At 67.5% G+C, this 15,182-nt stretch carries 14 protein-coding genes and 1 pseudogene; 4 read left to right on the top strand and 11 right to left on the bottom strand.

Going from position 1 to position 15,182, the window contains the following annotated elements; genetic code table 11:
• Positions 1-71 precede the first annotated feature (71 nt).
• Positions 72-446 (top strand): hypothetical protein, encoded by a 375-nt coding sequence (locus tag VVR85_RS00305; protein ID WP_368518993.1) that lies wholly within the window; start codon positions 72-74, stop codon positions 444-446.
• Here VVR85_RS00305 and VVR85_RS00300 read toward each other — a convergent pair.
• From VVR85_RS00300 to thrC, 4 genes are read right to left on the bottom strand one after another with little or no spacing between them, the layout of a single operon-like run.
• Positions 433-963 (bottom strand): NUDIX domain-containing protein, encoded by a 531-nt coding sequence (locus VVR85_RS00300; protein WP_368518992.1) that lies wholly within the window; start codon positions 961-963, stop codon positions 433-435. The genes VVR85_RS00305 and VVR85_RS00300 overlap by 14 nt on opposite strands.
• A gap of 27 nt (positions 964-990) precedes the next feature.
• Positions 991-1,902, bottom strand: coding sequence for a trypsin-like serine protease (locus VVR85_RS00295; protein ID WP_368518991.1), 912 nt, complete (start codon positions 1,900-1,902; stop codon positions 991-993).
• On the bottom strand, positions 1,883-2,017 hold the full coding sequence (locus tag VVR85_RS00290; protein ID WP_290222556.1) for a hypothetical protein: 135 nt from the start codon (positions 2,015-2,017) through the stop codon (positions 1,883-1,885). The genes VVR85_RS00295 and VVR85_RS00290 overlap by 20 nt, the downstream gene beginning before the upstream one ends.
• Before the next feature lie 2 nt (positions 2,018-2,019).
• A complete protein-coding gene (thrC, locus tag VVR85_RS00285; RefSeq protein ID WP_368518990.1) occupies positions 2,020-3,462 on the bottom strand; it encodes a threonine synthase in 1,443 nt (480 codons plus the stop codon).
• A 130-nt stretch (positions 3,463-3,592) separates the two neighbouring features.
• Between thrC and VVR85_RS00280 the strand changes: the two genes are divergently transcribed.
• Positions 3,593-4,924, top strand: coding sequence for a nitrate/nitrite transporter (locus VVR85_RS00280; RefSeq protein ID WP_368518989.1), 1,332 nt, complete (start codon positions 3,593-3,595; stop codon positions 4,922-4,924).
• Positions 4,925-5,462: 538 nt separating this feature from the next.
• Here VVR85_RS00280 and VVR85_RS11180 read toward each other — a convergent pair.
• The 6 genes and pseudogenes from VVR85_RS11180 to VVR85_RS00250 all read right to left on the bottom strand — a co-directional run.
• Positions 5,463-5,696, bottom strand: a pseudogene (locus tag VVR85_RS11180) (AAA family ATPase); the annotation flags it as partial.
• 18 nt (positions 5,697-5,714) lie between these two features.
• The gene (locus VVR85_RS00270; RefSeq protein WP_368518987.1) at positions 5,715-5,984 is read right to left on the bottom strand and encodes a hypothetical protein; all 270 of its coding nucleotides are present in this window, start codon (positions 5,982-5,984) and stop codon (positions 5,715-5,717) included.
• Positions 5,985-6,087: 103 nt separating this feature from the next.
• Complete coding sequence (locus VVR85_RS00265) at positions 6,088-6,609, bottom strand: hypothetical protein (protein ID WP_368518986.1); 522 nt, start codon at positions 6,607-6,609, stop codon at positions 6,088-6,090.
• Positions 6,610-6,683: 74 nt separating this feature from the next.
• Positions 6,684-7,007, bottom strand: a complete 324-nt coding sequence (locus tag VVR85_RS00260; RefSeq protein WP_368518985.1) for a hypothetical protein — start codon at positions 7,005-7,007, stop codon at positions 6,684-6,686.
• Positions 7,008-7,215: 208 nt separating this feature from the next.
• Positions 7,216-10,398, bottom strand: coding sequence for a bifunctional [glutamine synthetase] adenylyltransferase/[glutamine synthetase]-adenylyl-L-tyrosine phosphorylase (locus VVR85_RS00255; RefSeq protein WP_368518984.1), 3,183 nt, complete (start codon positions 10,396-10,398; stop codon positions 7,216-7,218).
• 35 nt (positions 10,399-10,433) lie between these two features.
• Positions 10,434-11,771 carry a glutamine synthetase family protein gene (locus VVR85_RS00250; RefSeq protein WP_368518983.1) on the bottom strand — a complete coding sequence of 446 codons (1,338 nt, stop codon included), beginning with the start codon at positions 11,769-11,771 and terminating at the stop codon, positions 10,434-10,436.
• Between the two features lie 220 nt (positions 11,772-11,991).
• Between VVR85_RS00250 and VVR85_RS00245 the strand changes: the two genes are divergently transcribed.
• Both VVR85_RS00245 and VVR85_RS00240 read left to right on the top strand, forming a co-directional pair.
• A complete protein-coding gene (locus tag VVR85_RS00245) occupies positions 11,992-13,029 on the top strand; it encodes a DUF2786 domain-containing protein (protein ID WP_368518982.1) in 1,038 nt (345 codons plus the stop codon).
• 148 nt (positions 13,030-13,177) lie between these two features.
• On the top strand, positions 13,178-14,875 hold the full coding sequence (locus VVR85_RS00240) for a CHAD domain-containing protein (protein ID WP_368518981.1): 1,698 nt from the start codon (positions 13,178-13,180) through the stop codon (positions 14,873-14,875).
• Position 14,876: 1 nt separating this feature from the next.
• On the opposite strand, the gene VVR85_RS00235 is transcribed toward VVR85_RS00240, so the two are convergent.
• Positions 14,877-15,089, bottom strand: a complete 213-nt coding sequence (locus VVR85_RS00235) for a hypothetical protein (RefSeq protein WP_368518980.1) — start codon at positions 15,087-15,089, stop codon at positions 14,877-14,879.
• Between the last annotated feature and the right edge of the window lie 93 nt (positions 15,090-15,182).

The following is a 15,182-nucleotide window of genomic DNA, read 5'->3' as shown; positions in this document are numbered from 1 at the left end:
TCCAACGGCCGGCCGTGATTGACGCCAAAGCCACCACCTTAGTATTCCACGGTCGTGCTAGGTTCGTTTCCATGTCCAACCCCCTCACCTTCGTCGCCCTGGAGACCGCCGACGTGGCGGCGGTGCGGCAGGTGCTGGGGCCCTTGGAGCGCGGCGGGATTTACCTGACCCGCCCAGGGCTGGTGCTGGAGACGTCCTGGCTGGGGGACGGCGCCCGCGACGTCTACGCGACGGCCTGGGCGTGGGGCGCGGGCGATGCCGGCCTGTTCTACGCGCTGGCTGCCCGCGGCCGGCTGCTGGTCACCCCGGCGCGCGGGGCGGTCGACATCGTCGTCTGCGGGCGAATCCATGGCCGCGAAGAGGTCGACAACGGCATCGATAGCTTCGCCTTCGCCGACAGCCCCGAGCAACTGCGGGAGCTTATCGGGCCACCTAGTTGCGCTTAGCGTAGCCGATCCGGGGGCGGAAGCCGGCGGGGTGCTTCATTTGCGCGACCGCGTCCGCAATGACCATCCGGTGGCGGGCGGTGAGCGACTGCGGCAGCTGCGCCACGGAGAACCAGCCGACCTCGGTGTTTTCGTCGTCGGCGAGGTGCGGGACGGCATCGTCAGGCACGCTGAGCCGCAGGGTGGTGTCCATGAACAGGCACTTGTCGCCGTTGCCGTATTCCACGGGGCCGACCTGGCCGACGCCCAGGAGGGCCTCGACGCGGGCCTCCAGGCCGACTTCCTCGGCGACCTCCCGAATGGCGGTGGTGCTGATCTCCTCGCCCGGCTCGGCGATGCCGGCCACCGGGGCCCACTTATCGTTATCCGCCCGGCGCGCCAACAGCACGGTGGGTACCTCCCACAGAGGCGCGCCCTCCGGCACGCCGCGCACGATGATGGCGGTCACGGCGGGCAGGAAGAGCTGGTCGTGGCCGATCTTTTCACGCAGGGACACAATGAAATCCGGGGTTGCCATACCCCTAGCCTACGGCACGCAGCGACCTTAAGGGGTGCCGGCGTCGGCGCGGGCTACCTCGCCCCACAGCCCGTCGGCCAACCGCTGGACCTCCACCGCCGGGGTGAAGGAGAGCTCCATGTCCGGGTAGTCCTCGCACGTCGTGCCGCCGTCCATGCGCTCGGTGGTGCCGGAGACCAAGCCGATGATGACAGGCCGGCCGTCGCGCTCGGCGTAGACGGGCCCGCCCGAGTCGCCCGTGCGCGCACACATGCGGGCGCGCGCGGACTCGGATTCGAGCTGCTCGCCGTCGGCATTGAGCTTGCTCAGCTCCGGTAGGTGGGTCACCTCCCCGCAGGTCTTGTGGGTGGATCCGCCCAGCTTGCAGGCCTGGTCCGGCAGCTGCGCCAGCTGCGTGGCGATATTGGTCTCCAAGGACTCGGCGGTGTGGAAGGGAATCTGACCCGAGGTTCCCGCCTCGTTGAGTTCGATAAAGGCCACGTCCAGGTGGTGGGTGTCCGCGGCGTAAAAATCCGAGTAGACCACCTGGCCCACCGGCTCCGCGGGGTAGGAAAACTCGCCGTACTCATCCGCGGCCCACACCTGGTCGCCGACCTTGCCGCAGTGCGATGCCGTCACGGCAAAGGACCGGCCGTCCGGCAGGCTGAAGGAGTAGGCGACGCTACACAGCTGATAGCTGAAATACTCCCCCGGCTGCGGCGTCTGCACGGACAGGTGGATGGCCGCGCCCGGCGGCACGGGCGCGAACTGTGGGGTAAGGATCTCGTCTTCGCGCGGCGGGAGCTTGGTCTGCTCCGCCGCCGCGCCCAGATCCGTCGCGGGCGCGGTGCGCTGGCTGGTCTCCTCCAGCGGGTCTTCTACCGGCAGGCTGCACGCGCTGGACAGCGCCACCACCGCGGCGGCCGCGAGGACCCCGCGGCTAGCTCTGCGAAGCACCATCGTCCGGGGTGGTCTCGTCCTCTTCCTCGGCCGCTTGGGCCCGCAGGTCACGCAGGAACTTCTCCGGATCGAATTCCGTGTGGTACTCGGGCCCAGCGAACTGTTCCTGTGCCATTGTTAGACCTCCGTGGTGTCAATCGAGCGGGTGATGTAGTCCTTGACCGCGGCGGCATCGTTCGGCAAGTCCGCCACGGTACGTTCCGCCTCCAGGATACCGGCAAAACGCTCGGGCACCTCCGGCTCCCGGCCGGTGGCCTCCCGGATGGTGTCGGCGAACTTGACCGGCAGGGCCGTCTCCAGGCAGATGATCGGGGTATCCACGCCGGCCTCTTGGGCCGCGCGGGCGGCCTTGACGCCGTCGGCGGTGTGCGGATCGATGAGCACCCCGTAGCGCTCGTCGACGTCCGCGATGGTGGCCAGCCGGTCCGCGTGCGTGGAGCTGGCGGAGGTGAAGCCGAACCCCTCCCGGGCGTCTTCCAAAAGCTCCGGGGACACGGAGAAGCCGCCCTCCTTGACCTTCGTGCCGAACCAGTCGGCCACCTGGGCGGCGTCCCGGCCGGTCAGGTCGAAGACGAAGCGCTCGAAGTTAGAGGCGCGGGAAATATCCATCGACGGCGAGGAGGTCTTGAAGGTCTCCGCGGCCGGGCGCGGGCGGTAGTTGCCCGTGCGGAAGAACTCGTCCAGCACGTCGTTCTCGTTGGTCGCCACCACCAGGGTGTCGATGGGCAGGCCCATCTGGCGGGCGATGTGGCCGGCGCAGATGTCGCCGAAGTTGCCCGTGGGCACGGAGAAGGAGACCTTCTGCTGGTTGTTGTCGGTCACCCGCAGCCAGCAGGAGACGTAGTAGACCACCTGGGCCAGCAGCCGGGCCCAGTTGATGGAGTTGACCGCGCCGATCCGGTAGTCGCGCTTGAACTGGGCGTCCGCGGAGACGGCCTTGACCACGTCCTGGCAGTCGTCGAAGACGCCGTCCAGCGCGATGTTGAAGATATTCGGGTCATCCAGTCCGAACATCTGCGCCTGCTGGAACGGGGTCATGCGCCCGGCCGGGGTCAGCATGAATACCCGGATGCCGGGGCGGCCGCGCATGGCGTATTCCGCCGAGGAGCCGGTGTCCCCGGAGGTCGCGCCCAGAATATTCAGCGTTTCTTCCCGGCGCGCCAGCTCGAATTCGAAGAGCTCACCGAGCAGCTGCATGGCCATGTCCTTGAAGGCGGCCGTCGGGCCCTCCGACAGGTGGCCGATAAAAAGGCCGTCGCCCAGCTCGGTGACGGGCACGATCTCCTCGGAAGCAAACTTCGGGTAGGTATAAGCGCGCGCGGCGATCTGCTCCAGGTCTGCCGGGTCAATATCGTCGATATACAGCTTCAAGACCTCGGCGGCGACCGCGGCGTAGCCCTTCTTATCGGATAGGGTGCGCCAGCTGGTCAGCAGCTCATCATCCAGCTGCGGGTAATGCTCCGGGAGGTAGAGACCGCCATCCGGGGCGAGCCCGCCCAGCAGAATATCGGTAAATTTGGCCGGAACCTGGTCCACATCACGCGTCGAAATATAATCCACGCGGCTAAGTCTAGCGGTTCCGGGCGTGCTCGGGGCCCCTTTTATCCCTTCCCTTGCCGGGGCCCGCCGCGGCGCCGTGCCCGTCGGTCCCCAGTCGACAAAAATTCGCGCGGTAGTAAACTAAGCGGCCATGTCGACTCCTGAGAATCACCGCCCCAACCCGCGGGAAGTCATCACCACCAAGGCGCTGTATGTCTGGGTGGCCGCGGTGTTGGTCTACATCGTGGCGATTACCGGGCGCACCTCCTTCGGCGTGGCCGGCGTCGACGCCATCGAGCGCTTCGGGGTCGACGCCTCCCGGATCGCGGTGTTCACCTCCGTCCAGGTCGGCGTCTACGCCCTGGCCCAGATCCCCACTGGCATTGCCATCGACCGCTTCGGGCCGCGCAACATGCTGGTCGTCGGCGCGGTGGTGATGGGGATCGGCCAAGTCATCCTGGGCTTTACCACTAATTACTGGGTGGCCATCGGCGCCCGCGTGCTCATCGGCGGCGGGGACGCGACCGCGTTCCTGTCGGTCATGCGCATTTTGCCCTACTGGTTCCCGCTACACCGCACGCCGATGCTCACGCAGGTCACCGGTTCCCTGGGCCAGCTGGGCCAGTTCCTCTCCGCGGTACCTTTCCTCTGGTTGCTGGGGGCCACCGGCTGGACGGCGGCGTTTGTCAGCCTGGGCGCGGTGGGCATTATCATCGCGCTGGCCGCGGCCGTCGCGGTGGCCGACTCCCCGGAGAAGGCCGGCGTCTACGAGGAAAAGGTCGTCGAGGTCCAGCCCAACTCCCAGGCGCTGTCCATCCCCCAGCGCCTGAAATCCGTGGTGACCTCCCCGGTGGCCTGGCAGGCGTTTTTCATCCACTACTCCAACATGTTCTTCCAGATCGTCGTGGTGATGATGTGGGGCGTGCCCCTGATGACGCTCGGCATGGGCCTGTCGGAGGCCTCCGCCGGCCTGGTGCTGACCATCAACTCCGTCTTCCTCGTGCTCATCGGCCCGCTGCACGGCAAGATCTCCGCGCGCACGGGCAACGCCCGCGACCTGATCGCCGTCGGCTTTTCCACCCTCCACGTGCTGTTCTGGGCGTGGTTCTTTTCCACTTCGGAACCGCGCGGCTTGGCCGCGGCCCTAGGCTTCGCCTTCATCATCGCCCTCTGCTGCCCGTCCGCGAACTACGGCTTCGACCTAGTCCGCGAGCACCTGGGCCGCGACGTGGTGGCCACCGCCACCGGCCTGGGCAATATGGGCGGCTTCATCGCCGGCATGCTGGGCGCGCAGTCCTTCGCCTTCCTGCTGGACTCCCATTCCCAGGGCGCGGCCTACGAGTGGGGCGATTTCCGCTACGCCGCCTGGGCCATTCTGGCGGTGTGGTCCGTCGGCGTCACTGGCATCCTGTTTACCCGCTGGCTCCGCCGCGGCGAAGACGAGCCCGGCCCGCGCATCCGCATCACCCGCCTGCCGGAATAACCGCTTCCGGGTCTTTTCAGCTGTCCTCTTCGTCTAGCTCCGGGCGGGTCAAAAATTCCGCGACCGCTTCCGGTTCCGCGATGAATTCCTGGGTGGCCCGGTACGCGTCGGTCTCACGGTAGGCCACGTCCTGCAGGCCGAAGTCGTCGAACTGGAAGATCTGCGCCCCGGGCACGCCCAGCAGGATGGGTGAATGCGTGGCGATGAGGAACTGGGCGCCGCGCTGGACAGCCTGGTCGATCTCGGCGAGCAGCGCCATCTGGTGGATGACCGACAGGCCCGCCTCCGGCTCGTCCATGAGGTAGAGCCCGCGGCCGTCGACGTATTCGCCGAGGATATCGAAGACAGATTCGCCGTGGGATCGCTTCATCAGGTCCACGCCCCGGCTGAGGTTGTTGCGCCTGGCGGCCCGCTCGGACTCGTCGCGCAGCAGGTCAAAATGGGTCTCGTTGCGCAGGTAGTACCCGCGCAGCACCGCCTCATCGAAGCGCAGGGCCAGCCAGTGGGACAGCTCCGACTCCGTGTTGGTCCCCTTGACCCCCTCGGGCAGCAGCGGGCCGCCCCGCCCGCTGAAACCGGCGCTCAGGGCGATGGCCTCCAGCAGCGTGGACTTGCCGGCGCCGTTTTCGCCGGCGAAGAACGTCACCGGGCTGCGAAAGTCAATTTTGCCGAACTCCTGCAGGTAACGGGTTATCGGCAGCTCCCACACGTAGGCGCTACTCGCGCGGTGCCGGCGCTGCTCAAAGGGCCGGAACGCCACCGTTGTCAGCATGTCGGGCCACGACCTTCCCTAGTAGAGCTCGCGCAGCCGGGCAGGCAGCGCATCGGCTATCCGTTCAACCAGCCCAGTCTCGGCGCTGCCAGGGGGCAAGGCGCTGGCCGGGTGCAGCCCTACCCTACTGGTAAACGGCAGGTACGTCTCGGCTGCTCCGGCCCCGGCCACCACGAAATCGTTGACCGTGGCCGCCATGGCCACGCCGCCTAAAATCGGCACTCCCAGTGCGATTGCCAGCATCCCGAGGGTCTGCCAGCGCCGGCGGGCGGTGTAAGAACAGGACATAAACGTTACCTTTCCGTTATCTTCTAAGGGAAAGAATAAGCGTCGCGTCTGTGTGGGCGGTGGCCGGTTCCTGCCATCTCGCTGCCGGTTGCCCGGCCCCGCGCTACTGGTCGTCGTTGCTGGCCACCAGCGGGCCGGACTGCCCCTCGATGAGCCCCTCGTCGAAGGCCTTGAGCACTGCCTCAGCCTCGTCCTCGCTCAGGCGGCCCTCACTGACGGCGGTGTCCATGACCGCCTCGAGCTCCTCGCGGGATTGCTCCCGGCTATCGCCCGCCTCGAAGGCCTGCTTGGGCATGGCGGCCTCCGGGATACCCAGTGCCTCGGCCAGCTCGACCAGGCGGTAGCCCGGGCGCGGCTCTTCCTCTTCCTCGTCCGGGGCGGTGGTCTCCGGCCCGGTGGCCAGGGAGGCGGCGTCGCCGACCGTGCGGCCTTGGTGCGTGGTGTTCAGCGGCCACATAAACCAGACCGCCACCAGCGCGAAGATCAGGGCCAGGACGGCCACGGCCCCGGCGACGACCCACTGCTGACGATGCCCGTCCGCCGGCCCGCGCACCGCCTGCGCGGTCCCCGCCGGCTGCTCCGCCGGGGTGTGGTGCGAAGGCGAGGTGGGTTCTGTGCCTGCCATGCTGGCCCCTTGCCTGAACTAATAGAGAATCGAATGAACAAATACTAGTGCTGAACTCTCGGGAATTCTAGCGCCTAGAAGTGCCCGAAGCTATCACCGCGGCGCGGCGGCTCCTGCCGGCCGCTCAAGATATCGATCACGCTGCGGATGGCCTGCTCGCCCACCGGGCCGAAGTTGGGCTTGCGCTCGTCGACGCCGCGGCCGTCTTCGTCGACCACCTGGTGCGGCGCCTCGGGACGGTTGTGCCCGGCAGGTCCCTCGATGCTGATGATGAGCTTGTCGTCTTCTACCTTCAGCTCCGTATCCGCGCCCGCGCCAGCCGCGCGCGCCGAGTCCATAAATCCGCTTAAGTCGCGAAAGGTAGCCGCCGAAAGATCCAAAGAAATCCGCAGTGCCATTATTTTTCTCCTCTACTCTAGGTCCGCTGGTGGTGGGTTTAGTTCGCGTTGGTGCCGCGTCCGCGGTGGGGCCGTATATGGGGCCAGCCACCGTGGACGGCACCTCCCAGTCTAGGAAGACTAACTCGGCTTGCCTAGGCAAAAGCCGACTTTGCCAGCAAAATCAGGGCGAAATCCGGGCGACCCCCTAAGGGGAGGCCGCCGCCTGCTAATCGTGCTCGAAGGATTCGGCCTCGCCCCAGAAGACCTCGTCGACCACGCGGCGGGCGTGCCGGGTCAGCTTTAGGTAGGCCTCCAGGAATTCCTGGTTGTCCTCGGGCGCCCAGCCGGCCGCGCCGGCCACCTGGGCCAGCTGCGGGCCCGGCTGCGGGAGCTGGTCCACGCGCTTGCCGCGGACCAAGACCAGGGCGTTGCGGGCATCGGTAGCCATCAGCCACGCCTCCCTCAGGCTGGCCACCTGCTCGGCGTCAAGCACCTCGCACTCCTCCAGCGCGTCGAGTCCCCGCAGCGTCGACGGGTCGTGGAGCTGGGCGAACTCGTGCGCGTGCATCATGGTCAGCAGCTGGACCGTCCACTCGATATCGGTCAGCGCGCCGCGGCCCAGCTTGGTGTGGGTGTTGCGGTCCGCCCCGCGCGGCAGGCGCTCGTTGTCCACGCGGGCCTTCATCCGCCGGATAGCGCGGATGGTGGACTGGCTCACGCCCTCACTGGGGTACCGGAAGCGGTCGATGACCTCCAGGAATTTCTCCCCGACGTCCTTGTCGCCGGCCACGAAGGCCGCGCGCAGCAGCGCCTGCATCTCCCAGGGCTCGCCCCACTGGTCGTAATAGCGCTCGTAGGAGGCGATGGTGCGCACCACCGCCCCGGACCGGCCCTCCGGGCGCAGGCCCAGGTCGACCTCCAGGGGCGGATCGCCCGAGGGCTTGGACAGGCGGCGCCGCATCTTGTCCACGATCCCGATTGCCCACTTGATGGCGGCGGTCTCGTCCGCGCCCGGCGCGGGCTCGGCCACTATCATCACGTCCGCGTCCGAGCCGAAGCCCAGCTCCATGCCGCCCAGCCGGCCCATGCCGATAACGGCGATTCGCGCCGGCGGGCTCACCGGCTGCGCGGCCGGCGCAGCGTCGGCATCGTCAGCGTTTTCAGTGTTCTCAGTGCCGGCGGGTGCCTCGGCGGTTTCGGCTGCCGCTTCCTCCTGAGCGCGCAGCCAGGCGCGGATCTCGGCGCGCAGGGCGGCTTCCAGCACCGCGTCCCAGACCAGGGACAGGTCCCGGCAGACCTGCTCGACCGGCATAAATCCCAGCAGGTCCGCGGCGGCGATGCGGGCGAGCTCCACCCGCCGCAGCGAACGCGCCACGGCCACCGCCTTGTCCGGGTCGGCGTGCCGCTTGGTGGAGTTGACCAGCGCCTTGAAGGCCTGCTCCGGCTGGGCGTCCATGAGCTTCGGCCCGGCGGCGCCGTCGGAGAGCAACTTGACGGTATCCGGCGCGGCGATGATGAGATCCGCGGTGTACGGCGAGGTGCCCAGGATCTTCATCAGCCGCTGGCCGACGATGCCCTCGTCCCGCAGCATCCGCAAAAACCAGGTGCGGTCAAAGGCCGCCTCCGACAGCTTGCGGTAGTTGAGCAGGCCCATGTCCGGATCGGCGGTGCCAGACAGCCACTCCATCAGCGTCGGCAGCAAAATCGCCTGGATCTTGGCCTTGCGGGAGCTGCCCGCCGCCAGCGAGGTCAGGTGCTCGAAGGCGCGGTCCGGGTAGTTATAGCCCAGGGCGGCCAGCTGCAGCTTCGCGGCCTCCGGCGACAATTTAAGCTCCGCGGAGCTCATGGAGACCACCGAGTGCAGCAGCGGGCGGTAGAACAGGCGCGAATGCAGCTGCGAAATCCGGTGGCGGATGGTGCGCAGCGTCGCCGCCATCATCTGGGCGGCAGAACGCTGGCCCGTGGGCGTGAACCCGGAGATCTTGGCCAGCCACTTCCACGCGTCCGCGTCATCGTTGGGTGGCATGGTGTGGGTGCGGCGGAAACGCTCCAGCTGCAGGCGGTGCTCGAGCAGCCGCAGGAATTCATAGGCCTCGATGAGCTGGTTGCCGTCCTCGCGGCCGACGTAGCCGGCGCTGACCAGGGCGGCCAAGGCGTCGACGGTAGACAGCACGCGCAGGCTCTCGTCGGAGCGGCCGTGGACCAGCTGGAGCAGCTGGATGGCAAACTCCACGTCCCGCAGGCCGCCCGCACCCAGCTTAAGCTCCCGGGTGCGCAGGTCCTCGGGCACGTTGTCGAGCACCCGGCGACGCATGGCCTGCACGTCTTCCACGAAGGACTCGCGCTGGGAGGCCGACCAGACCATCGGCCCGATTTTGTCCAGGTAGTCCTGGCCCAACGGCAGGTAGCCGGTCTGGGGGCGGGCCTTGAGCAGCGCCTGGAACTCCCAGGTGTGCGCCCAGCGCTGGTAGTACTTCACGTGCGAGTCCAGCGTGCGCACCAGGGCCCCGGACTTGCCCTCCGGGCGGAGGTTGGCGTCCACCTCGAAGAAGCACTTGGTGCCAATCTGGATGAACTTCGAGGCCACCCGCGTCGCCTTGCCCAGCCGGGCGTCGTCTTCCTCGCTCAAGGGCTCGGCCACGAAGATGACGTCGACGTCGGAGATGTAGTTGAGCTCCCCGGCCCCGCACTTGCCCATCGCGATGACGGCCAGCTGGCTATCGAGCGGGTCCTCGCCATAGACCGTCGCCGTGGCCACCGCCAGCGCCGCGGTCAACCCCGCGTCCGCCAGCGCCGTGGTCAGCCGGGTAACCGTGGAGTATTCGATGCGCGGCTGCGGGCTCGACTGCCCCTTGCGCGAATAGAACGTGCCCGCCAGGTCGTGGCTGGCCACGCGCATCATCAGCGTCCGGTAGGTCGACTTCAGCGCCCGCGTGGCGTCCTGGCCCGTCGTGCCCGCAACGTAGCTGCCCGGGGTGGTCAGCTGCGCACTCGCCGTGTCCGGCCGGTCGAGTTCGGCGGCGAACTGCGCGGGGCGGGCATCGACCGCGCCCAGAAGCTGCGCGAGCATCTCGTCTGGCTCCGGCAAAGGCTCGGCCAGCTGGCGCCACAGCTCCGGCTCGGCGGCCAGGTGATCGCCCAGCGCCGTCGATGCCCCCAGAAGCGCCAGCAGCCGCACCCGCAGCGCCTCGTTGGTGCGCATCTGCTGATCCAGCTCGCGGCCGGAATCATCCAGGCCCTGGTAGAGGCGCATCACCGTGTTGAGCGCCAGATCCGGGTCCCCGGCCGCGGCCAGGCACCAGAGCAGCTCGGTGGATTCGGCGTTGTTCCAGCCCAGCCACTCCAGGTCGGCGGCCGCGCTCTCCCGGGTCAGCCCCAGGGTGGCCGGGGAAGGTACCGTCGCGCGCACAGTCAATTGCCCCTTTCGCTTGGGTCGGTAAAGGCTTAGTAGTTCAGGTTGTGGCGCAGCTCGAAGGAGGTGATCTGGCGCTGGTAGGCGTGCCACTCATCCCACTTCGAGCGCAGGAAGAACTCGAAGACGTGCTCGCCCATGACCTCGGCCATGAAGTCGGACTTTTCCAGGTGGCGCAGCGCCTGGTCCAGCGACATGGGCAGGTCCTTATATCCCATCGCCCGGCGCTCCCGGCGGGTGAGCTGGTGCACGTCGTCCTCGGCCGGATCTCCCATCTCGTAGCCCTCCCGGATGCCCTTGAGCCCGGCGGCCAGCAGCACGGCGTAGCCCAGGTAGGGGTTCATCGCGGAATCCACCGAGCGGATCTCCACCCGGCGCGACTCCTCCTTGGTCAGCCGGTAGGTCGGCACGCGGACCAGCGCGGAGCGGTTGGACACGCCCCAGGTCGCCGAGCCCGGGGCCTCCGAGCCGAACATCAGGCGCTTATAGGAGTTGACCCACTGGTTGGTCACCGCGGACATCTCGTTGGCGTGCTCCAGGATGCCGGCGATGAACTGCTTGGCCGTCGTCGACAGCGAAAACTCATCATCCGGGTCGTGGAAGGCGTTGGACTCGCCCTCAAACAGGGACAGGTGGGTGTGCATGCCGGAGCCGGAGTATTCCTCGAAGGGCTTAGGCATGAAGGTGCCGCGCACGCCCAGGTCGGCGGCGACCTTCTTGATGACGTAGCGGAAGGTCATGATGGAATCCGCCATGGTGATAACGTCCGCGTGCCGCAGGTCGATCTCCTGCTGGCCCGGCGCGGTCTCATGGTGGCTAAACTCCGTGGCGATGCCGAGTTCCTCCAGGTAGAGCATGGCCTGGCGGCGGAAGCGCGGGGCGGCGTCCTGGGTGGCCTGGTCGAAATAGCCGCCGTTGTCGGTGGGCAGCAGGTCTTCTGCCTCGGGGCGCTGCTGCAGCAGGTAAAACTCGATTTCCGGCGAGGCCATGCAGGTAAAGCCCTCGTTGGCCGCCGCGGTGACCTGCCGGCGCAGGATGTGGCGCGGGTCCACCATCGACGGCTGCCCATCGGGCTGGGCGATGTCGCAGAACATCCGCGCGGACTGCAGCTCCGGCTCGTCGCGGTCGAAGGGCATGATCTGGAACGTCGACGGGTCCGGCAGCGCGATCGTGTCCGATTCGGAGATGCGCGAAAAACCTTCCACGGAGGATCCGTCGAAGCCCACGCCCTCCTCGAAGGCGGATTCCAGCTCGGACGGGCTCATCACCACGGACTTGAGCGCGCCCAGGATATCGGTGAACCACAGGCGGATAAACCGGATGTCCCGCTCTTCGACGGTACGCAGCACGAATTCATGTTGGCTGTTCATGGATTCCACCTTAGTAGGCCGGCCCGGCCGTAGTGGGCTTTGTCGCGGACCAGTCCGGTGGGCCATTGCAGGGTGGTCACATTGCCCGCCTGCGGTCAGTAAGCGGGGGTAGCAAGCAGGGGAAGCTGCCGCCGATGCCCCACGCCCGGCGTGGTCGGATAAGGCCACCACAGCACCCAACGCACTCACTACCGTTTAGACGAAAGGAACCTTTAGCCCCATGCGTTTTAGCTACCACCGCCGCCTTGAGCAATTAGCCGATTTCCTCATCCTTGTCGCCCGCGCCGGCTGGCGGCCGGAGGACCTCATCCACATCTGTGGGCCCTATACCCACCAGATGGTCTTTTACGCCGCCGCCCGTATCCCGGCGCACGTAGCCAGCCCGGCGCTCCGGCACGCCTGGTTGACCATCGGGCCGCCGACCGATCCCACCGTCCCGGATGAGGCCATCGACCAACTCTTTGAGGATTTCAAGTCCCTGCCCAGCCTGCCCGACTGGGAGCTTCTGGATCCTTCTCAGGCCGCCGAGGCCGCCATGACGTCGGCGCAGCGCAAGGCCGCCGGCAAGGTGGAGGCCCTGCTGCGCAAGGCCGAGTCCACCGAGTTTTTGGACGAGGCCGAAACCCTCATCGCCAAGGCGCAGCAACTGCGCCAGGAATACCGCCTGGCGGAGGCCTCCGCCGGCGCCGACCAGGCCACCGCCTGTATTGCCCACCGCGTGCACCTGCACGCGCCCTGGGTGGCTTACCAGGCCGTGCTGCTCAGCGTTATCGCCGCGGCGAACTCGGTGACCGCCTTGCTGGTGGACAAGCGCGGCCTGGCCGTGCTGGTGGGCGCTCCCGACGACTGCGCACACACCGCGGACCTGTTTGCCAACCTCAACCGCCAGTGCGACTGGCACATGCGCAACGGCGCGGACGCCGAAATGGCCAAGTACTTCAGCCAGACCGCCTCCTACCGCCGCAGCTTCCGACTGTCCTATGCCGCGCGCATCTCCGAGCTCCTCGAGGAGGCCAACCGCGCCGGTGCGGCCAGCGCCGACGGGGACGCGGACGGCGACGGCCTCCTGCCCGTCCTGGCTGAGCGCATGGCCGCGGCTCAGGAGGCCCTCGAGCAGGTCTACCCGCACACCAACCAGTCGAGCCTGTCGATGAACAACCCGCTGGGAGCCGGCGCCGGGGCCAGCGCCGCGGAGCGCTCCCACCTGGGCGGCGACTCCTCCGGTCTGGCGCCCCACCAGCGTGCGCTGAGCGCCTAACCCCATCGTGGGGCCAGAGGCGGGCCCACCGGCTGCCGACGCTTTCCGGATTCCGCGCCGGCGGGTGATGGCCCCGGCACGCATAAATATTCAGCCGGGTATGATCGCAGCTAATAGGCACAGCAGTCTTTACAAGGAAAGGGCACCCATGGCAACCAGCAGTTTCCTCGAGATCGAGGCGAAGTTCGCAGTCGCGGAATCCACCCCCACCCCGGATCTGACGCGCTTGGCCCACGTCGCCGGGTATGGGGAATCCACCGAACAGTCCCTATCCGCCATCTACTACGACACCGAAGACCTGCGGCTGACCCGCAACAAGATCACCCTGCGGCGCCGCACCGGCGGCAAGGACGACGGCTGGCACATCAAGCTGCCCGGCTCGACCGGCCGCACCGAGGTCCGCGCCGAGCTCGGTGAGCCCGTCGACGGCGAATACCGCGTCCCGGCAGAACTGCTCAGCCATGTCCGCGCCATCGTGCGCAACCACCCGGTCTCCCCCATCGCCCAGGTTGATAACAACCGGACCGAGACCCTGCTGCTGGGCGACGACGGCCGCCCGGTCGCCGAGTTCTGCGACGACCACGTCACCGCCTGGAGTTTCCTGCCCAGCGGCCAGCAGTCCACCTGGCGCGAATGGGAGCTGGAGCTGGCCGCAGAAACCGCCGGCACCGACCGCGGCAGCGAGATCATCCGCTCTGCTACTTCCCTGCTCATCGGCGCCGGGGCCCGGGTGTCCGCCTCCCCGTCGAAGCTGTCGTCCGCCCTCGGCCGCTCCAAGGACCAGGCCCCGCTTCCCCCGGCCCTGCGCACCCCGGACGTGGAGGAAGATTCCCCGGCGGCGGCCGTCGTCGAGGCCCTGCAGGCCAACCGCGACAAGCTGGTCGAATACGACCCGAAGGTCCGCGCCGACGAGTGGGATTCCGTCCACCAGATGCGCGTGGCCACCCGCGAGCTGCGCAGCCACCTGCAGACCTTCCACGGGATCGTGGCCGGCCCGGAGATCGAAAAGATCGAGGCCAACCTCAAGGAACTGGCCGCCATGTTGGGCGTTGCCCGCGACGCCGAGGTCGTCGAGGAACGCTGGCAGTCCCTGCTGGAGGAGGAAGACTCCGACACCCTGGACGACAACACCCGCCGGCACATCGCCCACGACATGGGCACCGCCTACCGCCGCGCCCACCGGCGCGTCATCGGCGCGCTCAACTCCGACCGCTACCTCGAGCTGCTCGATGACCTAGACCAGCTGCTGGCCCACCCGCCCGTCGTGGAGGCCCAGCCGGCAGAGACCGAGCCGCAGGCCGAAACCGCGTCGGAGACAGCGCCCGCAGAAGCCGCTGAGTCTGTGCCCGCCGAGGCAGAGACCGAAAAGCCGCAGCGGCCAGAACCGGCTGAGCCCGAGGACATGGAAACCGTCATGGCGCGGCACCTGGCCAAGGCCTACCGCAAGCTGGTCAAGCGCCACGAAAAGGCGATCATCAACTGGGATAATGACGAGCTCAGCCTGCACGAGCGCGAAGACTACTTCCACGACATGCGCAAGGCCGCCAAGAAGCTGCGCTACGCCGCTGAGGCCGCCGGCTCGGCGACCAAGCTCAAGACCAAGCGCCTGTACAAGGCCTGCAAGCAGATGCAGTCTGTACTGGGCGACTTCCAGGACTCGGTGACCTCCCGCGACAAGCTGCTAGAGCTCGCGCAAGCAGCCCGCAGCCGGGGTGAAGACACCTTCGGCTACGGGCTGCTGTACCAGCGCGAGCGCCAGATTGGTCTGGAGGCGCTGGAGGACTACTCCGAGTCCTTCGATCAGACTAAGTCGGCATTCAAGCCGCTGAAGAAGAAGCTGAAGTAGGTTACTTGTCCCACTGGGCGGGCTTGCCCCAGTCGTCTTCTACTTCCTCGGCTTCATCGGCCGCGGCGTTGCGCTCCGCCGCGGTCTTCAGCGCGTTGCGGGCCTCTTCCTCAGACGAGTACGGCCCCATCCGGTTGTCCCAGGAATCCTGCGGGCCCTGGGTAACCTCACCGGTGGACGGGTTGAAATACCATTGCGAATCCTGCTCGGCCATGGTCTAAGCCTCCTTGTTTGACGGGGTTTATTAAGCGATTTAGCGCGGGTTATCGCCCGCGGTATCCCACAGTACCCATCGGTTCTTGTCCGC

Source organism: Corynebacterium sp. LK2590 (assembly GCF_040946105.1).
Taxonomy (GTDB): Bacteria; Actinomycetota; Actinomycetes; order Mycobacteriales; family Mycobacteriaceae; genus Corynebacterium.
This window is presented reverse-complemented; position numbering and strand designations above follow the sequence as displayed.